This is a genomic window from Stenotrophomonas sp. STEN031 (genome assembly GCF_056759975.1).
Genome location: NZ_JBRREA010000001.1, coordinates 149106 through 168468 on the forward strand (window position 1 = coordinate 149106; position 19363 = coordinate 168468).

Sequence of the window (19363 nt, forward strand, 5' to 3'; positions counted from 1 at the left end):
GGGGCTGAAACGGCAGCTCCGCCCCCGGTTTCGGGCAACAGGAGCGCCAGACAAGGTCCGGCGACTGGCGATGGGCGGCGATCCACAGGACAGCCTGCCCTGCCCGGCCCCTCCGCCGGGGCCGCCGCACCGTCCCATCGGTGGCCGGCACAATCCCCGCCCCCGGACCCGCACCTCATGCCCAGAGCTCAGCCGGATCAGCGTCGCCAGGCCAACCTCCTGCCGGAACCGGACCGGCTCATGGCCAGCGGCGTCAGCGGACACGCATCGAACACCCTCCTGCAGTACCGAACCGCAATTTTCGAATCACGGCCTGCGCGCAACTCCGGGGACGGATGATGACTGTCCCACCGGAGCAAACCTCTATCCCGCCAGTCCGGCCAAAGGCAGGCGCGGAAAGAAGCGAAAATAGCCGTCGCGATCCGACATGCCACCTGCACCGCTGCTACCGCGCAGGAATCACGGCAACGTCCACGAACGCCACCTGTTGCGCGCACATGCGCATGAAAAGCCACCATCACACTCACAACAATCTGTCCGCTCGATAGCGATATGCCGGTCAACAACGCACCACTAAGCTGCATGTCATCCTGCTGGCGTGGAGCCTCCCCATGAAAAACGCTGCCCGAATGCTGTTGTTTACAGGCAGCCTCGCAATCGCACCGGCCTGGGCGGCGCAGCAATGCACGCAAAGTGCCCTGGATGATCACCCGCCTGCAATCAACTTCCGCGTCGACAATGATCTGCTGGGCGGCGCGCAGCAGGATCAGGGATACACCAATGGCGCGATGTTCACCTTGGTGTCGCCAAACCTGCAGGACTACACCGACGACCCCTGCCTGCCGCGCCTTGCGCGCTGGATGAATCGGCACCTGGAACGTTTACACCCCGGTGAGTTCCAGCAGCAGAACATGATCTTCAGCTTCGGCCAGGGCTTGTACACGCCTACTGACAGCACCCGCAGCGACTTGATCGAAGATGACCGCCCGTATGCGGCGGTGTTGATGGTCAATTTCGGTTACAACGCGCGCAACGGCAACCACCTGCGAACCACCCAGCTGGCCTTGGGAATGATCGGCCCATCGGCACAGGGCAAGCAGGTACAGGACGCGGTGCACAGCGTCCTGGGCGATGAAGAATTCATGGGCTGGGACAACCAGTTGCACGACGAGCCGATATTCAAACTGCTGCATGAGCGCATGCAGCGCTGGCCTGCGGAAGGCAACGCTGCAGGTTGGGGCTGGGACGCGATCAGCCATTGGGGCGGCGCCATCGGCAACCTTGCCACGTATGCCAATGTTGGCGGTGAAGTACGTTTTGGCTGGAAGTTGCCAGATGACTTCGGCAGTTCACCGATGCGCCCGGCCGGCGAAAACACGGCACCCACCCGCCGCGGCCGCGCCGAAGGCTGGTCCAGCCACCTGTTCGTCACCAGTGACGCGCGTTGGGTACTGCGCGACATCACATTGGATGGCAACACCTTCCGCAACAGTCACAGCGTGGACAAGCGGGCCTTGGTAGGCGACATCGGATATGGCGTTGCGGTGATGCGTGGCAAATGGAAATTCGCCCTGGCCCGCTACCACCGCACCCGCGAATTTGACGGTCAGAAACAGACCCCGGTATTCGGCAGCTTCACCATCAGTCGCACGCTTTGATTGCAGCGGTGAACAATTGCAGCCACTCGCGCTGTAAAAGCGACAAGGCAAAAAGCGCCCTCACCCCAACCCCTCTCCCGCACGCGGGAGAGGGGCTAATGTACTAGCAGCCGACGCATTGCCAGCCCCTCTCCCGCGTGCGGGAGAGGGGTTGGGGTGAGGGCGCTTTCGCTCCGGCTTTTGCTTCGGCTTCCGCTCTTCAGCTTTTGACTTACCGGGCCCCTTCCGCAGCGACGGAGCTGGCAGACAAGACCCCGAACGGGGCGGCGCACACGGATGTGCGTCGTTTTTCGACGAGACATCCCTGTCGTGGCGAAAAACGACGTGCATCCATGCACGTCGCCCTTCGGGTTCTTCCCACTGGCTCCGTCGCTGCGGAAGGGGCCCGGTAAGTCAAAGTCCAAAGCAACCGCGACTGCAGCTGCAACTGCGAAAGCTACCCCTCCCCAACCCTCCCCTTGCCTGCGGCAAAGGGAGGGAGCAAAGCTGCACTTGGGGCCAAAACGGCATCTGGAGCTGAGCTGCACTTGGCCAAGGGGCGACTGAGCGGCGCTCCGCCGGCAAAACAAAAGCGGCGTTGCTGCGCCCCATCGACTCAGTTCCAGTCGACAGAACACCGCAACGCCGCTCGGCTTTTCAGCCGGTAAGAGCCCTTATTCGGACTTCCACCACATCATGAAGGCATCCCACAGACGCTTGAAGAAACCGCCCTCTTCCACCGCCTGCACAGCCACCAACGGTGCCTCGGCAACCACCTTGCCATCCAGCGACACCTTGACCGTACCAATCTGCTGACCTGCAGTGATCGGCGCCACCAACTCCTTCGGCACGTCCATCGACGGCTTCAGATCGTTGTAACGGCCACGCGGCACGCTCACCAGCATCGGCTGCGCCACACCCAACTGCACCTCATCGGCCGCGCCCTTCCACACATGCTGCGTGGTCACCGCCTTGCCCGGCTCATACATGCGATGGGTTTCGAAGAAACGGAAACCCCAGTTCAACAACGCCAGGCTGTCATCGGCACGCTGCTTCTCCGACGCGCCGCCCATCAGTACCGCGACCAGACGCTGGTCACCGCGCTGGGCCGAGCTCAGCAGGCAGTAGCCGGCAGCCGAAGTGTGGCCGGTCTTGATGCCGTCCACGCTCTGGTCACGCCACAACAGCAGGTTGCGGTTCGGCTGGGTGATCTTGCCTACCGTGAATTCCTTGATCTTGTTGTAGGCATAGGTCTCCGGGTAGTCGCGCACGAAGGCGCGACCCAGCAGCGCCAGATCGTAGGCGCTGGACTGGTGGCCCTCGGCGTTCAGGCCGTGTGCGTTGACGAAGTGCGAGTCCTTCATGCCGATCTTGGCGGCGTAGCTGTTCATCAACGCCGCAAACGCTTCCTGGCTGCCGGCCGCATGTTCGGCCAACGCGATCGCCGCATCGTTGCCGGACTGGATTGCCATGCCCTTTTCCATGTCTTCCAGACGCGCCGTCTGGTTGACCGGGAAACCGCTGTAGCTGCCATCGGTGCCTGCGCCGCCTTCGCGCCAGGCGCGCTCGCTCATCATCACCTGGTCGTCCGGCTTGATCTTGCCGGTCTTCATCTCGGCAGCCAGCACGTAGGACGTCATCACCTTGGTGATGCTGGCCGGCGGTACCGGCTGATGGATGTTCTCGCCCGCCAGCACCTGGCCGGTGGCGTAATCCATCAGCACCCATGCCGTGGCCGTGGTCGGAACCGGTGCAGGCGGCGTTGCCACCTGTGCCGGAGCGACAGCGGCGGCCGGTGCAGGCGTCGGCGTCGGCGTCGGGGTGGGTGTCTGGGCGGAGGCCAGACCCACGGCGAGCGTGGTGGCCAGTGCAGCGGCGGCAAAACGGAATTTCATCGGAAAACGGTTCCTGATGGACGAGGAAGAAAAATTCGGGCGGTCATTGTAGGGCGCCGCCAGCCAGACGGCGGCACCCCGGTATGGCTGGGGTTAATCGCGGACCACTTGTGGCAGGCCAAATCCAAGACCGGCAATGCGCCCGGCAAGTTCCGTGGCGCTGTTGTTGTCGCTGGCCGGCACGCGCAGGCGCCACAAGGTACGGCCGCCGCTGACGATGTCACTGAGGCTGGCCCCGACGATACCGGCCGAGGTCAGCTGGCCCAAGGCCCTTGCTGCATTGTCACGGCTGGAGAAACTGGCCACCTGCAGCAGGATCGCGCCCAGCGCGCGGGAAGCAGGGTCAGGCTGTGCCACTGGCGCGGCCTTCGGCACCGACGCTGCGGCCACCGCGCCGCCGGCCGGCGGCGTGAACTGCAGCAGCTCCGACGATGCCGGCAATGCCTGGACGCGTACCGGGGCTGCCGCCGTGCTGGCCGCGCTGGTGGTGGCTGGACGACCGGTGGCGACACGCACCCCGTTGTCCTTCATCCAGGTTTCGAAATGGTCGGCGCTGCCGGCAACCGGTCGGGCCGGGGCGGCCGGCAGCTTCTCGACCAACTGGTCCATGCGGCTGGGTGCCGCTGCTGCGGGCCGCGTTGCCGGCACTGCGGCGGCAACCGTCGCAGCAGCACGCTCACGACGGGCACGACGGCTGTCGCCGGAGGCCTGCAGGTTCTCGCTGCCGGGGGTCAGGCCATGCACCTCCACCCGCCCGGTGCCGCGCTGGGTGATGCCCAACCGCACGGCAGCGGCATAGCTGAGGTCAATGACCCGGCCTTCATGGAACGGGCCACGATCATTGACGCGCACGATCACAGACTCGCCGTTGTCCAGGTTGGTCACCCGCGCAAAACTCGGCAGCGGCAAGGTCTTGTGCGCGGCGGTGAAGGCGTACATGTCGTACACCTCACGGTTGGAGGTGAGGCGCCCGTGGAATTTCTGCCCGTAGTACGAGGCAGTGCCCTGCTCCACGTAGTTATCGACGCGATCCATGATCTGGTACTGCTTGCCCAGCACCGTATACGGCGACCGATTGCCGACCGCCGAGCGCGCCTCGTTGGTCACCACCGGCTCGGGAATGCAGTCCACATTGGGTATATAGCTCGGCGTGGAGTCGCTTACACCGGGCTTGTACAGGCCGCCAGCGGTGTAGTTGCCACGGGTGGACAGGTCTTCCTGCGCCTTGGCATAAGGTGAGCCCTCAGGGCATTCACCGCGTGCACTGCCACGCCCGTGCACCACCGTCGCCGGCCGCGATGCCGAGCTGGCACCCGCTGTACCGGATGCCGACTTCTTGGGGGCGCTGCTGCAGGCGGCCAGCCCGAGCACGATCAACGCAGGGACCAGCCACTTGATGTTCATGCCGGGGGAAGCTCCTTGCCGGCGATGGCCTGGGACAGCTGGAATACGGCCATCGCGTACATTTTGGAGATGTTGTAGCGGGTGATTGCGTAGTAGTTCTGGAAGCCCAGCCAGTACTGCTTGCCGTCGCTGCCTTCCAAGGTCACCGGAGTGGCCTTGGCGTTGACCGCGCGCACCGGCGTGACCGGCTGGTAACCACGCGCCGCCAGCTCGGTAACGGTATAGGTCGGGGTCCAGTCGGTGGGATTGAACTCCTCGAAGCCGGCCTGCAGCGTCGCCGGTACCGCAACGGTGCCACCGCGGATCCAGCCGCCCTTCTTGACGAAGTAATTGGCGATGGACGAGAACACATCGTCATAGCTGTTGAACAGGTCACGGCGGCCGTCGCCATTGCCGTCCACCGCGAAGTCCAGGTAGCTGGACGGCATGAACTGACCCATTCCCATCGCACCGGCGTAACTGCCCTTGAGCGAAGTGATGTCGAGCTTTTCCAGCGCACTCAACTCGAACAGCTTGGCCAGCTCATCGCGGAAGAACAGTTCGCGGCGCACCTCGCGCTCGAGCTTGGCCGGGTCGCCGCTGCGCGGGTACTTGAAGGCCAGGGTGTACAGCGCATCGAGCACGCGGTGGTTGCCGGCATTGCGGCCGTAGCTGGTTTCCACGCCAATGATGGAGACGATCACTTCGGCCGGCACGCCGGTGCGCTCCTGCACCCGAATCAGCTCATCGCGGTGCTGCGCCAGAAAGGCACGACCGCCATCGATGCGGGCCTGGGTGATGAACATCGGCCGGTATTCGTTCCACGGCTTGACCCGCTCGGCCGGACGCGACATCGCCGCGATGATCGGCTCGCGGATCTGCGCCTGGGCCAGGGTAGCTTCGATATAGGCCGGGTCGATGCGGTACTTGGCCGCCGTATCGCGCACGAAATTGGCGCGGGCGGTTTCAAACGGCACCGGGGTCAGATCCACCGGCGGCAGGCTTGCCTGGGCCTCGGGGACGGCCTCGGCCGGGCCGGCATTGGGCTTGACCGGCGTTTCCGCCGGGGCCGGCAGGGGGGCAGGAGACTTCGGCTGGGTTGCGCAGGCAACCATGCCGAGGGTGAGGCAACAAACCAGGGCGCGTCTAATCATCGGGCGAGATTAGCAGGTCAAAGATGAATTTCCATCAATAAGACCATGAATCACAACAGGATTGAAGCGCTCGGCCCCTGCCTGCTGGGGACCTTTGAAGGTGAATGCGCCAGACAGGCGGCCAACTCTCCCAAACACGGCATTGGCCCCCAAATGGAACGCAAGCCCTCCGCCCCGCCCGGACTGCCCAGCGGGGTGGTTCGATCTTGCGAGTGCCGTACCGGTGCCTTCCACTTCTGATGGGTGGCAACCACGGGCGAATCGGCCTGATGGCGTTGCAGTCCTTCACAAAGCAGCTGCACCCACTGCCGACGCCTCGGGCTGGGAATCCCGCAATCGCTGCGGGTCAGGGCTCCGGAATCTGAATGATCTTCGCGCCGAACTCTTCAAGATCATCAAAACTCAAAATACGCAGACGACCTTCAGGATCTGCAGAAATGCGGAAAGGGCGCGGCAATGTTCCGTCAATCTCGGCGCGCGCCGTCTTTCCACTGGAGAGGGTGTAGATATAAACCAGCGTATCCCGAGGCGGAAGCGAGTCCTTTTCCGAAAGGGTCATCCCTACTCCCGGATCCAGCGAAGGAAGGTCGGCCTGCCCCATCAAGTGATCGTCGTCGAGAATGACCCAATAAATCGCGGTTGCGTCATCGAAACCATCGGGAAATCTCGGTGGCCTGGCGATGTCTTCGAATGATTTTGCTAATGACTCAGCGGAAGCAATTGCATACCCCGCTTCACCGATATAGAGCAAAGCCCATTTCCGATCCGGGCTGACTTCAGAACCAGAAATCCTGCCCCAAAGGGAAGCAGACCTTATCACGTCCAGATTGTGTCTAATGATCCGCGCGCGCTCAGGCCCAGACCCGACCAGCATGTCGGGTAACTCTCCTACCCGTCGCGGTGCTACCTCGTCCACTGGCACACCTGTCAGCCGATAGCGAACTGCCCGCTGGTCCGGCGACGCTATCGATGACAACGTTGCAGGCTTTTCTTCCGGTGACGAAACCGCCACCGCCACCGCTTCGGATGTGCAACCCGACACGAGAACCGCGCCAAACAGGATCAGGCAAAGCAGCACCCGGCTGCTGTGAAAGAAGGTCGCACTGTTCCGCGATAGGCGTAGCTGCTTCATCGATTCATCCTTAAATCTTCAGGCAATACGTCGGCGACGGCATCGCGGATGTTCCGACCGACCTGCTGCAATCCGGACACGCACCCGCTCTTTCAAAAATACCCGCGACGCATGACGCTCGGGCACACACGAAAACATACAAACGCGCTCTTCGGAGCCAGGGGATCAAGGCTCCGGAATCTGAATAATCTTCGCGCCAAGCAATTCGAGATTAAAAATTATTTGCAATAACGATACGGCCCCCAGGACCTTCGATAATATCGAAAGGACGCGGCAATGTTCCGTCAATCTCGGCGCGCGTCGTTGTTCCGCTGGAAACGGTGTAGATATAGATCAGCGTATCCCGAGGCGGAAGCGAATCCTTTTCCGAAAGGGTCATCCCTACCCCCGGATCCAATGAAGGAAGGTCGGCCTGCCCGATCAAGTGATCGTCGTCGAAAACCATCCAACCAATAGCGGTTGCGTCATCGAAACCATCAGGGATCCTCGGCGGCCTGGGGATATCTTCAAATGATTTGGCCAGTGATTCAGCGGAAGCAATCGCATACCCCGCTTCGCCGATATCGAGCAAAACCCATTTCTGATCCGGGCTGACTTCAGAACCAGAAATCTTGTCCCAACCGGGAGCAGACCTTATCACGCCCAGATTGTGTCTAATGATCCGCGCGCGCTCAGATCCAGATCCAGATCCAGATCCAGATCCGACCAGCATGTCTAGCAACCTTCCTAGCCGTCGTGGTGATGCCTCGTCCACTGGCACCGTTGTCAGCAGATAGCGAACTGCCCGCTGTTCAGTCGGCGGTCGCGATGGCGATGTTGTGCCGGGGGGCTCAGCGGATGACGCCGCCACCGCGACCGCTTCGGATGCGCAGCCCGTCACTAGAACCGCGCCAAACAGGATCAGGCAAGGCAGTACCCGGCTGCTGTGAAAGAGTGCCGTGTTCCGCAATAGGCGTAGCTGCTTCATTGATTCATCCTCAAATCTTCAAGCAATGCGCCGGCGACGGCATCGCGGAGGTTCCGACCGACCTGATGCAACCCGGATAAACTCCCGCTCTTTCCAGAAAACCTCGGCGGTGCATAACGCTCGGGCACGCACGGAAGCATACAAACGCGGTCTTCGGACCGGAATCAAGGCTCCGGAATCTGAATGACCTTCGCGCCAGACCATTCGTCATAGGAAGAATCCAAAACAAGCAGACGACCTTCAGCATCTCTATAAATATTGAGAGGGCGCGGTAATGTTCCGTCAATCTCGGCGCGCGTCGTTTTCCCGCTGGAGAGGGCGTAGATATAAATCAGCGTATCCCGGGGCGGAAGCGAATCCTTTTCGGAAAGGGTCATCCCCACCCCAGGATCCAGTGAAGGAAGGTCGGCCTGCCCGATCAAGTGATCATCGTCGAGAATCATCCAACCAATAGCGGTTGCGTCATCGAAACCATCGGGGATCCTCGGCGGCTTGGCGATATCTGCGAATGATTTGGCCAATGATTCAGCGGAAGCAATCGCATACCCCATTTCACCGATAGAGACCAAAACCCATTTCTGATCTGGGCTGACTTCAGCGCCAGAAATTCTGCCCAAAAGGGAAGCAGACCTTATCACGCCCAGATTGTGTCTAATGATCCGCGCGCGCTCAGATCCGGATCCGGATCCGGATCCGGCCAGCATGTCTGGCAATTTTGCTAGCCGTCGCGGTGCTACCTCGTCCACGGGCACCGTTGTCAGTAGATAACGAACTGCCCGCTGTTCCGTCGGCGACGGCGACGTTGTGAGGGGAGACTCAGCAGGTGACGGCGCCACCGCGACCGCTTCGGATGTACAACCCGTCACGAGAAACGCGCCAAACAGAATCAGGCAAAGCAGCACCCGGCTGCTGTGAAAGAGCGCATTGTTCCGCAATAGGCGCAAATGGTTCATTGATTCATCCTCAAATCTTCAAGCAATGCGCCGGCGATGGCATCGCAGATATCCTGTCTGACCTGCTCGTAGCCCTCATCGATGCTGAGCAGCTTGTCGACGCTCTCGTTATCGATGAACTCCACCTCCAAAAGTGCAGCGCGCAAAGGGTGATAGACGGAGGTATTCCCCAACGGCTTATCACCTAAAACCGCAAGATCCCTTTCAGATTTAATCCCCCGATTTCTTGCCCCAGCGTCATGCGCGAGAATTGCGTTGTAAGCTGCGTCATTTACTCTTCGCGCCAACGCGGTGTCTTGGTCAAAATTTACGTTACTCGCGCGAGGGCGGACCAGCGTCTCGGTGCCTCGCGCCACCGTATTTGCTCCATTGAAATGGATGCTTAATAAAACATCAGCGCCGTTGTCCTGGCCGATCTTTGCACGATCAATTCCCTTCTTATTTTCGTCACCGGCTCGCGTCATGTGAACCCGCAGGTTTTGATTCTCACCGACACGCAACGCGCGCAATGCCGTTCTGGTCCGCAGGCCCAAATCAAGCGTCAGTTCCTTTTCCAGAACACGGCTGGTGTGTGAAGTCGCATTGTTGGCCGAGGAGCCATCAACGTTGGTTGCACCCCCATGCCCCGGGTCGATCACGATGATGCCCGGCACTTCCAGGTCAATCAGCTCGACTGCTGCAGCCTCGCCCTCCAACTGCACGCTGATGCGCGCAGCATTGAACGCAACGGGCGGCAGGTTGGTGCGGATGGCGGTGTGGCCGGTATCGTCCACGGTGGTGGTTGCCTGCTCCTGACTGACGCGAGCGAACCCAGTGGCGGTGAACTCGGCTGGCGCCTCGAAGCGGTCACGATGCGCGACTGCCGCCTGCGCCCAATCACCCCGGAAAACAGCAGCGGCTGCCTCCTCGCCTTCTGCCACAGGGCGCACGAACAGCGGCACCATCGTCCATGTCACCGTCTTGCCTGCATGGTGATTGTCGGGGCGGCCTTCGCTCCAGATGCGAATCTTCAGCTCGCGGTGCGCGATCCGGTTGGTCACGGGCTCGACCTTGACCATCGGGTGTTTATGCGGGATCGCCTGCGGCTCGGTTGAGCCTTCGATTGCCACACGGTTTTCGTCTGCCTCGCTATCTTCCTCGAAGATTTCCGGTGCAAGCGCAATGGCGTCGATATGCAGCACGTTCTCCGGCCTTTCGACCCGAACTTCCCTGCGCGCCGTCTTGGATATGGGCGAGGTGGCGGATTCGGCAATGCGGCGAAAGATGTGCTGCGCGACAGGGACAATGATCATCGGTTCAAACCCCCTTCACTTCCAAAGACAGCATTTCGGAGCTTGCTGTTTTCACCACCTGCGTGCGTCCGAACGCATCGGTGATGCCCTCCAGATAGCTGCCGTCCTCGAGCAGGATGCGATAGGAAACGTTGGGCAGAGGCTCGCCGCTTGTCTTGTCCTTCAGCACAAAACCTTCGTCGAACAACTTGAGCCGGGTGTCCGGTAACTTTGGCAGTCCAATTACCCTGAACTCGCCCTGCAGAAATGGGTGGTCACTGGCCTTGACGATGAAGTTACCGGGCATGTCATAGTTCCTTTATATACGATGCACTTCCATGGAGATTTATAGCAGTGACGCTGATCATCGCCGCCGATACGCAGGATCATCTAATCCTCGCCGGAGATCATTGCGCAGTATTGACGCAGCAGTCAAACCCAGGTGCACCGGAGTGTGTGCTCACCAATTACCGCAAGGTTTACCCTTGGAAATACGGTGCTATCGCCGCTTCCGGCGATGTTTTTCTGAAGATCAATTTTTTGAGATTATTCTTAAAAAACGTGAGCGATGGCGGCCCCATAAATCTTGCTCAGCTTGCCAAAACTGCCAAACAGATCCGTACAAACAGCGGTGTCCCACCTGATATCTCCAACGGAAATATCTTCTTCACCGCACCTGGACGCGTAGGGTTTCAGCTGCATTGCGTATCAGTCAAAACAGACCGCATCCTTTGCGAGATCATCAAACCTTTCGTCACGCAGTTTTCGTCCGCAGACAAGCTGCTTGAACAAGCCGAATACAATGCATTCAACAAGCAGCTGCGCCCGGCGTTCTTCTTTGATGATATCCATGCGTTCCATCGCCACCACCTTGATCTGCTGACGGCATTTTTTGCCGGTTACAGTGCAGGCGATGCGCGGGTAACGGCATCGTTTGATGTGTGCATGCTGGACAAGAAAACCGGTATCGGGACGTTCTGGCATATGTCGAAACCGCCAAAACAACTGGCCTATGTCCATCTTTCCGAAGATGAGAGCGACGCCGCACCCGGATACCCCTACTACGTTGGCGGCATAGACAACAGTTTGCTGGCAGGCTTGTCCTGTCAGTGACGGCTACCAGCCATGTAGAAAGGGCGCGTGACAGCGCCGGCGACAGCTTCACAAGCGGCGCTCAAAGGTAAAAAAGGAGCGTCGGCCATCTCCCCATCCCGCAGAGATGACCGACACTCGCGTCAGCGCCCGGGGGACCCGGGACGACGGCTCCCCCCGTCATCCCGCCAGATGCCAACCTGCCAGCTGCCCCATACGGCGAGCTGGCAGTCACAGCGCGATGCGCGCGCCAGTGACGGGACATAGTGTGAAGGTTTAGTGAAACCAGGTGTTTGATCTGGATCAAAGCTCGCAACATTGCATGAGATGAATCTGCAATTCACGCAACAGCGTTGCGCTAGCCGCCGTGCACCGGCCGATGCGCACGCACCGCCATCACCAGGCCAAAGCCGGCCAGCAGCGACACCGCCGAGGTGCCGCCGTAGCTGATCAAAGGCATCGGCACACCCACCACCGGCAACAGCCCGGAGATCATGCCGCCGTTGACCAGGATGTAGACGAAGAACGCCAGGCCGGTGGCGCCGGCCAGCAGGCGCGAATAGGTATCGCGCGAATCCACCGCGATCCACAGGCAGCGCCCGATCACGAACAGGTACAACGCCAGCACCACGGCTACGCCCACCCAGCCGTACTCCTCACTGAGCACCGAGAAGGCGAAGTCGGTGGTCTGCTCGGGGATGAAGTTCAGGTGTGACTGCGAGCCCAGCCCCCAGCCCTTGCCGGTCAGCCCACCGGAACCGATGGCGATCTTGGACTGGATGATGTTCCAGCCCGCGCCCAGCGCATCGCTCTCGGGGTCGAGGAACATCATGATGCGGTCCTTCTGGTACGGCCGCAGCAGCCAGAACCAGGCCACCGGCGCGGCTGCGGCAACACCGCCCACGCCCACGCCCACCCACCACCACGGCAGGCCGGCCAGCAACAATACGAAGGCACCGCTGGCGGCGATCAGCACACCGGTACCGAAGTCCGGCTGCAACATCACCAGCCCGGTCGGCACGCCGATGATCACCGCCGCCACCAGCACCACCGGAATGCGCGGCGGCAAGGGCATGCGGTTGAGGTACCAGGCCACCATCATCGGCAGGCTGACCTTCAACAACTCGGCCGGCTGCAGGTAGAACAGGCCCAGGTTCAACCACTGTCGCCCGTACTTGCCGGTGCCAAGTACGAATACCGCCAGCAGCGGCAGCATCGAGAATGCATAGATCATCGGCGTCCACGCGCGGATGCGCAGGATCGATACCCGCGCGATCGCCCACATGGCCACCAGCCCCACCGCGAAGCGGGCACCCTGCGCCATCACCAGGCCGCTGCCACCGGCGCTGTCCAGCACCGACAGGCCAATGGCCATCAAGGCAAGCAGGGCAAACAGCAGCGGCCAGTCCAGGCCACGGCTGAGCCGCTGGCCCATCTCCAACGCCCAGCGCAGGAAATCCCTCATCGACGTGCCTCCACAGGCGTTGCTGCCGGCGTCGGCGGACGTGCCGTCGCCGGCGCAACGCCGGGCAGCGCCTCAGGCACCGGCTGCGGCGGCCCACCCGGCAACGGCGCAGGCGCGCCGACCATGATCGGCAGATCGGCAAACTGCGGCGCCACCAACTCACCGCGCGCGCGCCAACCCGCGTCTTCGGTATCAAAGGTGGCCACGCCCACCGCCACCGTGCCGCGCTCGGCATCCAGCGGCTGCAGGCCTTCGGGCATCACCCCGAGCAACCAGGCATCAAACACCTTGCGCGCGATAGGCGCGGCGGCCGAACCACCATAGCCGCCGCCTTCCACCGCAATGGCAATGGCGATCACGGGCTCCTCGGCCGGCGCAAAACCCACGAACAGCGCGCGATGGCGCAGATGCATCGGCAGGCTGCGCGGATTCAAGGCAGCCGTACCCTTGCGGCTGATGACCTGGGCGGTACCGGTCTTGCCTGCCATGCGGTACTGCGCACCGGCTGCGGACCGCCAACCACTGCCGCCGGGCTGCATGGTGCCCATCATGCCCTCGCGCACCGCCTGCACGTTGGCCGGATTGGGGCTGATCGGCCGGCTCGCCGGTTGCGGCGTCGGCGCCCAGTCGTGGTCGAAGCCGGCACGCTGCTCCATGACCAGATGCGGTCTGCGCAGCTGGCCGGTGGCCAGGCCGCCAACACCGCGCACCAGTTGCAACGGCGTGACCTTCCACAGGCCCTGGCCGATGCTGGCATTGACGGTGTCACCCGGATACCAGCGCTCCTTGTTGGACTTGAGCTTGGCCGCCGGCGACGGCAGGATCCCGCCGATCTCGCCGGCCAGATCGATGCCGGTGGGCTGGCCAAAGCCGTAGCGGTTGCCCATGTAGTCGTCATAGCGCTCGATGCCCATGTCGATACCGAGCTGGTAGTAATAGGTATTGACCGACTGGGTGATCGATTTGCGCAGATCGGTCCAGCCATGGCCGCCACGGTTGGCGTCACCCCAGCCACGACTGACACCCGGCAGGTAGAACATGCCGCGCGACAGGATCTTGTCTTCCGGGCGGCGCAGGCCGCTGTCCAGGCCGGCCAGGCCGAGGAAAGGCTTCACCGTCGAACCCGGCGCCACGCCACCCAGCACCAGCCGGTTGAACTGCGGCCGCGACGGGTTCTCGTTCAGACGCTTGAAGTCAGCGTGGGAAATGCCGTTGACGAACAGATTGGGGTCGAACGACGGCAGGCTGACCATGGCCAGGATCTCGCCGGTGCGCGGATCGATCGCCACCGCCGAGCCTTCCTGCTCGCCGAACGCCGCCACCATGGCGCGTTGCAGGTCGGCATCGATCGACAGCCGCAGATCGGTGCCCGACTGCGCCGGCACCCGCCCCACCGTACGGATCGCACGGCCCTGCACATTGGTCTCGACCTGCTCGTAGCCGATCTTGCCGCGCAGCTGGGTTTCGTAGAAACGCTCCAACCCGGACTTGCCGATGTGCGTCAGTGCCGCATTGCCCTCGCCCAGCTCTTCCAGATCCTTATCGTCGACACGGCCGACGTAGCCGATGATGTGGCCGAACAGATCGCCGTAGGGGTAACGCCGGGTCAGATAGGGTTCCAGTTCCACGCCCGGGTAGCGCCAGCGGTCCACGGCGAAGCGCGCCATCTCGTCGTCGCTGACCCGCAGCTTCAGCGTCACCGGCATGAAGCCGCGGCGCGCCTTGCGCGATTGCTTGAAGCGCTCGATGTCTTCTTCGCTGAGCGAGAAGATCTTCTGCAGCCCGGCCAGGGTGGCGTCCATGTCCGTGACCTTGTCGGCAGTCACGTCCAGGCGGAAGGCCGGCACGTTCTCGGCCAGCAGGCGGCCGTTGCGGTCGTAGATCAAGCCACGCCCGGGCACCACCGGCCGCGCCTTGATGCGGTTGGCTTCGGAGCGGGTGGCGTAGATGTCGTGGTCCAGCACCTGCAGCTTGAAATACCAGGCCGCCAGGAAACCCAGGGCCAGTACCACCCCGAGAAAACCGATGGCCGCACGCCGCCGGAACTGCTCGGCCTCGGCATGCGGGTTCTTGCTCTGGCGGCGCGACGCCATACGTCAGCGCCCGCGCTTGCCCAGCCGCACCGCATCCAGCAGTACATACAGCGGCAGCCACAAGGCCATGCCCAGCAGCGGTGCCACCCAGTAGCTCCACGGCAGCAGCGGCTCACCCACCAGCAGGTGGATGGCAGCATCGATCACGCGATCGTTGAACAACAGCCCGCCCATGGCCAGGGCCTGCTGCGACAGCGGAAAGAAACGGATGCGGGCGCGGAAGCGCTGCAGGATGAAGGCCATCACCACCAGCCGCAGCGCCTGCTCGCCGAGAATGCCACCAAACATCACATCGGCCAGCAGACCGATGCAGAAAGCGAAGCCCAATCCGACCTTGTCCGGGGTTTCGATCACCCAATAGGCCAGCACCAGTGCCAACCAGTACGGGCGCACCGGCAGCAGCAGCTCGGGCAGCGGGATCAACGCCAGCAGCAAGGCCAGCACGAAACTGACCGGCATCACCCAGCCCTTGTTGCGCAGACGACTCATGGGCGCACCTGCGGCGGGGTTGGGTTGTCAGCGCTCGCAGGTGCTGCCGGGCGTGTGGGCTCGGTGGCGGGCGTTGTCGCCGGGGCGGGCGCTGGGCCTGCAGCAGCCGGCTCGCTCGCTGGCGTGCTTGACGGGGCCTGCGTGGCCGCCGCAGCCGGAGGATTGGTGGCGTTGCCGGCGGCAGGAACAACGGCAGCTGCCGCGCCCATGCGGTTGACCGGAGCCATGGATGGGCCGCCTGCGGCCGTGGCTTCCGGCGCCGATTCGCCTGCATTGCTGTCCGGCAATTGCGGCAGCGCCGGCACCGAACGCAGCAGCAGCACGTTGCGACCACGGTCCAGCTTGGCCGCCGGCTCCAGCTCGCCGACCAGGAACGCATGGGTATCGTCCGGACGCAGCTTCAGGATCTTGCCGACCGGGAAGCCGGCCGGGAAACGCCCGCCCAGACCGGAGGTGACGATCTCATCGCCTACTTCCACGCCCGCGCTGAGCGGGATGTCGCGCAGTTCCAGGCGGTCGCCACGACCGTAGACGATCAGCCGCACGCCGTTGCGCGCCACCGCCACCGGTACCGCGTGGTCCGGATCGGTCAGCAGCAGCACGGTCGAATGTGCAGGCGTCACCGCGATCACCTGGCCCATCAGGCCACCGGCATCGATCACCGCCTGGCCGACATGCACGCCCGCGCGGCTACCCGAATCCAGCACCAGACGCTGCTTCACCGGGTCCAGGTCGATATCGAGGATGGGGGCCAGCTGCACGTCCAGGCCATTGCGCTCGGCCACGTTGAGCAGCTCGCGCAGCTGGGCATTGTCCAGCGCGGCGGTCTGCAGCCGGGTCAGGCGTGCATTGGCGATCAACAGCTGGTTGCGCAACTCGCGGTTCTCGCTGACCAGTTGGTTATGGCTGGCCGCATTGTCCTTGACCGAGGCCCCCACCCGGCCCGGCACACCGGCCAGCGCCCAGACCGGCTGCACCAGCACATTGGCCTGGGCACGCAGACGCGACATCCAGCCGCCCTGGTCATCCAGCACGATCAAGGTGATGGCCAAGGCCAGGTACGCCAGCAGACGCAGCGTGCTGCTGGCATCCCCCTGACGGGAGGCTACGGGAGGACCGGCGTAAGGGGGCACGACAGAAGGCTGGGAGTGGGAAATGAAGAATCAGGTATGGAAACGGCGCGACTGGCGTCACGCCGATGGTTCGGGGAAGCGGATGCCGGAGAGTGGAACCAGATGCAGGAAGCCCTGCCCCCCATTCCCGCTTCCCCAGCCCCCATTCCCTGCGGATCACTCCGGCGCAAAAAACTCGTTGCCGTGCATGTCGACCAGCTCCAGCGCACGACCGCCACCGCGGGCCACGCAGGTGAGCGGGTCATCGGCCACCTGCACGTGCAGGCCGGTTTCCTCGGAGATCAGGCGGTCCAGGTCACGCAGCAGGGCGCCACCACCGGTCAGCACGATGCCACGCTCGGCGACGTCGGCACACAGTTCCGGCGGGGTCTGCTCCAGCGCCAGCTTGACCGCCGAGACGATGCCCGACAGCGGCTCGTGCAGGGCTTCCAACACTTCGTTGGAGCTGATCTTGATCATCTTCGGCACGCCCTCGGCGAGGTTGCGGCCGGAGATTTCCATCTCGATCACTTCCGCCTGCGGGTAGGCGCAGCCCAGCTCCACCTTGATGCGTTCGGCGGTGGCTTCACCGATCAGCATGCCGTGGTTGCGACGCACGTAATTGGTGATGGACTCGTCGAAACGGTCGCCGCCGATGCGCACCGAGGCCGAATAGACAATGCCGTTCAGCGAGATGACTGCCACTTCGGTGGTGCCGCCGCCGATATCGATGACCATCGAGCCGCGCGCCTCGGTGACCGGCATGCCGGCACCGATCGCAGCTGCCATCGGCTCCTCGATCAGGAACACATCACGCGCACCGGCCTCCTCGGCCGATTCCTTGATGGCGCGGCGCTCGACCTGGGTGGAACCGGCCGGCACGCAGACCAGCACGCGCGGGCTGGGGCGCAGCACGCGCGACTTGTGCACCTTCTTGATGAAGTGCTTGAGCATCGCCTCGGTATAGGTGAAGTCGGCGATGACGCCGTCCTTCATCGGGCGGATGGTGGTGATATGGCCCGGGGTACGGCCGAGCATCTGCTTGGCCTCGGCGCCGACGGCAGCCACCGAACGGGTGCCACCGATGGCACGGTCCTGGCGCACGGCGACGACGGATGGCTCGTTCAGCACAATGCCCTGGCCGCGCACATAGATGAGGGTGTTGGCCGTGCCCAGGTCAATGGACAGGTCATTGGAGAACATGCCACGCAGCTTCTTGAACATCTGGGAAGTGATCCTGAGGGGTGTCGCGCCCACGCCGGTTGGCGAAAAAATGGGCAGAAAATGAGGGCAGTTAGCCTATCAACCCACCCCCGCCCGAGCAAGGAAAATCCACGGAAAATCGAGGCTTTCGACCACGCCGGGCAGCTGCGGTACATCCTTGCTTGTGGCCGTGGGCCGCCGCAGCCGGTAACCTTACGCACTTTGGCGCGCCATCGCGCCGGGTCGTCTGCGCGTGCGCGACGGCCTTTCCCTTTTACGTATAGGCCTGTTCGCAATGTCCGCTTTGATCTGTGGTTCCCTAGCCTTTGACACCATCATGGTGTTCCCGGACCAGTTCAAGAACCACATCCTGCCGGACAAGGTGCACATCCTGAACGTGTCGTTCCTGGTACCGCGCATGCGCCGCGAACTGGGCGGCTGCGCCGGCAACATCGCCTACAACCTGAAGCTGCTGGGCGGCAGCCCGATCCCGATGGGCACCGTTGGCCAGGACTTCGGCCCGTACCGCGAGCACTTCGAGCGCATGGGCATCGACCTGAGCCAGGTGCGGGTGCTGGAAGACATGTTCACCCCGCAGTGCTTCATCACCACCGACCACGACAACAACCAGATCACCGCCTTCCACCCGGGCGCGATGATGCGCTCGCACGACAACCACGTGCGCGATGTGCCGGGCGTCACCTTCGGCATCGTCGCGCCGGACGGCCGTGAGGGCATGATCCAGAACGCCGCCGAATTCGTGGAATGCGGCATCCCCTTCATCTTCGATCCGGGCCAGGCGCTGCCATTGTTCAACGGCCCGGAACTGCGCGAATTCATCGAGCAGGCCGACTACGTGGTGGTCAACGACTACGAGTCCAACCTGCTGCAGCAGCGCACCGGCTGGAGCGAGACCGACATCGTCGCCCGGACCAAGGCCTACATCACCACCCAGGGCCCGCGCGGCGCCATCATCCACACCCCGGAGAAGAGCTTCGACATCCCGCCGGCGCACGAGCGCCGCGTGGTCGACCCGACCGGTTGTGGCGACGCCTTCCGCGCCGGCCTGATCTTCGGCATCGAGAAGGGCATGGACTGGCTGACCGTCGGCCGCATGAGCAACCTGATGGGCGCGCTGAAGGTGGAACACCCGGGCACCCAGAACCAGCGCTTCGACTTCGCCGAGTTCAACGAGCAGTTCAAGCAGCAGTTCGGCTACAGCCTCTGAGAAAAACGGCGCTTCGGCGCCGTTTTTTTCTGTAGTGCTGAACCATGCTCGGCAGGGGCTTTACAAGCGAAAAGCTCCCCCTCACCCCAACCCCTCTCCCGCAAGCGGGAGAGGGGCTCAAAGCGTAGTGCCGAGCCACGCTCGGCAGAGGCCTTACCGGCAATCTTCCGGCCACATGGCATTTGTGGGAGCGGCGTAAGCCGCGAAGCTCGCACACCACCAGATTGCAGCACACACCCGCGACCCAGCATTCCCGGCTTCGCGGCTTACGCCGCTCCCACAAGAGGCT

16 protein-coding genes are annotated in these 19363 nt (G+C 62.9%); 3 read left to right on the forward strand and 13 right to left on the reverse strand.

The genetic code is table 11. The annotated features are described in order from the left end of the window. The first annotated feature begins 611 nt into the window (after positions 1–611). Positions 612–1658, forward strand: coding sequence for a lipid A deacylase LpxR family protein (locus ACVOLQ_RS00670; RefSeq protein ID WP_481526713.1), 1047 nt, complete (start codon positions 612–614; stop codon positions 1656–1658). A gap of 653 nt (positions 1659–2311) precedes the next feature. Here the strand turns inward: ACVOLQ_RS00670 and ACVOLQ_RS00675 are convergent. The 8 genes from ACVOLQ_RS00675 to ACVOLQ_RS00710 form a co-directional block, all read right to left on the reverse strand. After that, the gene (locus ACVOLQ_RS00675; RefSeq protein WP_481526714.1) at positions 2312–3532 is read right to left on the reverse strand and encodes a D-alanyl-D-alanine carboxypeptidase family protein; all 1221 of its coding nucleotides are present in this window, start codon (positions 3530–3532) and stop codon (positions 2312–2314) included. Between the two features lie 93 nt (positions 3533–3625). Beyond that, positions 3626–4567 (reverse strand): septal ring lytic transglycosylase RlpA family protein, encoded by a 942-nt coding sequence (locus ACVOLQ_RS00680; RefSeq protein WP_481526753.1) that lies wholly within the window; start codon positions 4565–4567, stop codon positions 3626–3628. A 365-nt stretch (positions 4568–4932) separates the two neighbouring features. Further along, the gene (gene mltB / locus ACVOLQ_RS00685) at positions 4933–6069 is read right to left on the reverse strand and encodes a lytic murein transglycosylase B (protein ID WP_481526715.1); all 1137 of its coding nucleotides are present in this window, start codon (positions 6067–6069) and stop codon (positions 4933–4935) included. 346 nt (positions 6070–6415) lie between these two features. Beyond that, on the reverse strand, positions 6416–7201 hold the full coding sequence (locus ACVOLQ_RS00690; RefSeq protein ID WP_481526716.1) for a hypothetical protein: 786 nt from the start codon (positions 7199–7201) through the stop codon (positions 6416–6418). 211 nt (positions 7202–7412) lie between these two features. Beyond that, the gene (locus ACVOLQ_RS00695; RefSeq protein ID WP_481526717.1) at positions 7413–8168 is read right to left on the reverse strand and encodes a hypothetical protein; all 756 of its coding nucleotides are present in this window, start codon (positions 8166–8168) and stop codon (positions 7413–7415) included. A 164-nt stretch (positions 8169–8332) separates the two neighbouring features. After that, positions 8333–9121 carry a hypothetical protein gene (locus tag ACVOLQ_RS00700; protein WP_481526718.1) on the reverse strand — a complete coding sequence of 263 codons (789 nt, stop codon included), beginning with the start codon at positions 9119–9121 and terminating at the stop codon, positions 8333–8335. After that, positions 9118–10413 (reverse strand): N-acetylmuramoyl-L-alanine amidase, encoded by a 1296-nt coding sequence (locus tag ACVOLQ_RS00705; protein ID WP_481526719.1) that lies wholly within the window; start codon positions 10411–10413, stop codon positions 9118–9120. The genes ACVOLQ_RS00700 and ACVOLQ_RS00705 overlap by 4 nt, the downstream gene beginning before the upstream one ends. Positions 10414–10417: 4 nt before the next feature. Beyond that, complete coding sequence (locus ACVOLQ_RS00710) at positions 10418–10699, reverse strand: hypothetical protein (RefSeq protein ID WP_481526720.1); 282 nt, start codon at positions 10697–10699, stop codon at positions 10418–10420. Between the two features lie 47 nt (positions 10700–10746). Here ACVOLQ_RS00710 and ACVOLQ_RS00715 point away from each other — a divergent pair, with 47 nt between their 5' ends. Beyond that, the gene (locus ACVOLQ_RS00715) at positions 10747–11505 is read left to right on the forward strand and encodes a hypothetical protein (protein ID WP_481526721.1); all 759 of its coding nucleotides are present in this window, start codon (positions 10747–10749) and stop codon (positions 11503–11505) included. Between the two features lie 337 nt (positions 11506–11842). On the opposite strand, the gene rodA is transcribed toward ACVOLQ_RS00715, so the two are convergent. From rodA to ACVOLQ_RS00740, 5 genes are all read right to left on the reverse strand, one after another. Continuing rightward, positions 11843–12949, reverse strand: a complete 1107-nt coding sequence (gene rodA, locus ACVOLQ_RS00720; RefSeq protein ID WP_313173019.1) for a rod shape-determining protein RodA — start codon at positions 12947–12949, stop codon at positions 11843–11845. Beyond that, entirely contained in the window at positions 12946–15042 is a 2097-nt protein-coding gene (mrdA, locus tag ACVOLQ_RS00725; RefSeq protein WP_481526722.1) for a penicillin-binding protein 2, read from the reverse strand. Before mrdA ends, rodA begins: the two co-directional genes overlap by 4 nt. A 3-nt stretch (positions 15043–15045) precedes the next feature. Next, a complete protein-coding gene (gene mreD / locus ACVOLQ_RS00730) occupies positions 15046–15531 on the reverse strand; it encodes a rod shape-determining protein MreD (protein ID WP_313173017.1) in 486 nt (161 codons plus the stop codon). After that, positions 15528–16664 carry a rod shape-determining protein MreC gene (gene mreC / locus ACVOLQ_RS00735; RefSeq protein ID WP_481526723.1) on the reverse strand — a complete coding sequence of 379 codons (1137 nt, stop codon included), beginning with the start codon at positions 16662–16664 and terminating at the stop codon, positions 15528–15530. Before mreC ends, mreD begins: the two co-directional genes overlap by 4 nt. Before the next feature lie 156 nt (positions 16665–16820). Beyond that, the gene (locus tag ACVOLQ_RS00740) at positions 16821–17867 is read right to left on the reverse strand and encodes a rod shape-determining protein (RefSeq protein WP_005419402.1); all 1047 of its coding nucleotides are present in this window, start codon (positions 17865–17867) and stop codon (positions 16821–16823) included. A gap of 274 nt (positions 17868–18141) precedes the next feature. Here ACVOLQ_RS00740 and ACVOLQ_RS00745 point away from each other — a divergent pair, with 274 nt between their 5' ends. Further along, entirely contained in the window at positions 18142–19074 is a 933-nt protein-coding gene (locus ACVOLQ_RS00745; RefSeq protein WP_313173015.1) for a carbohydrate kinase family protein, read from the forward strand. Positions 19075–19363 lie beyond the last annotated feature (289 nt).

What these genes read in the sequence shown, in the direction of transcription:
- ACVOLQ_RS00700 (WP_481526718.1), bottom strand. Translation starts at nt 9,121, where the DNA reads ATGAACCATTTGCGCCTATTGCGGAACAATGCGCTCTTTCACAGCAGC.
- mreD (WP_313173017.1), bottom strand. Translation starts at nt 15,531, where the DNA reads ATGAGTCGTCTGCGCAACAAGGGCTGGGTGATGCCGGTCAGTTTCGTG.
- ACVOLQ_RS00710 (WP_481526720.1), bottom strand. Translation starts at nt 10,699, where the DNA reads ATGCCCGGTAACTTCATCGTCAAGGCCAGTGACCACCCATTTCTGCAG.
- ACVOLQ_RS00705 (WP_481526719.1), bottom strand. Translation starts at nt 10,413, where the DNA reads ATGATCATTGTCCCTGTCGCGCAGCACATCTTTCGCCGCATTGCCGAA.
- rodA (WP_313173019.1), bottom strand. Translation starts at nt 12,949, where the DNA reads ATGAGGGATTTCCTGCGCTGGGCGTTGGAGATGGGCCAGCGGCTCAGC.
- mltB (WP_481526715.1), bottom strand. Translation starts at nt 6,069, where the DNA reads ATGATTAGACGCGCCCTGGTTTGTTGCCTCACCCTCGGCATGGTTGCC.
- ACVOLQ_RS00695 (WP_481526717.1), bottom strand. Translation starts at nt 8,168, where the DNA reads ATGAAGCAGCTACGCCTATTGCGGAACACGGCACTCTTTCACAGCAGC.
- ACVOLQ_RS00745 (WP_313173015.1), top strand. Translation starts at nt 18,142, where the DNA reads ATGTCCGCTTTGATCTGTGGTTCCCTAGCCTTTGACACCATCATGGTG.
- ACVOLQ_RS00690 (WP_481526716.1), bottom strand. Translation starts at nt 7,201, where the DNA reads ATGAAGCAGCTACGCCTATCGCGGAACAGTGCGACCTTCTTTCACAGC.
- mrdA (WP_481526722.1), bottom strand. Translation starts at nt 15,042, where the DNA reads ATGGCGTCGCGCCGCCAGAGCAAGAACCCGCATGCCGAGGCCGAGCAG.
- ACVOLQ_RS00680 (WP_481526753.1), bottom strand. Translation starts at nt 4,567, where the DNA reads ATGGATCGCGTCGATAACTACGTGGAGCAGGGCACTGCCTCGTACTAC.
- ACVOLQ_RS00675 (WP_481526714.1), bottom strand. Translation starts at nt 3,532, where the DNA reads ATGAAATTCCGTTTTGCCGCCGCTGCACTGGCCACCACGCTCGCCGTG.
- ACVOLQ_RS00670 (WP_481526713.1), top strand. Translation starts at nt 612, where the DNA reads ATGAAAAACGCTGCCCGAATGCTGTTGTTTACAGGCAGCCTCGCAATC.
- ACVOLQ_RS00740 (WP_005419402.1), bottom strand. Translation starts at nt 17,867, where the DNA reads ATGTTCAAGAAGCTGCGTGGCATGTTCTCCAATGACCTGTCCATTGAC.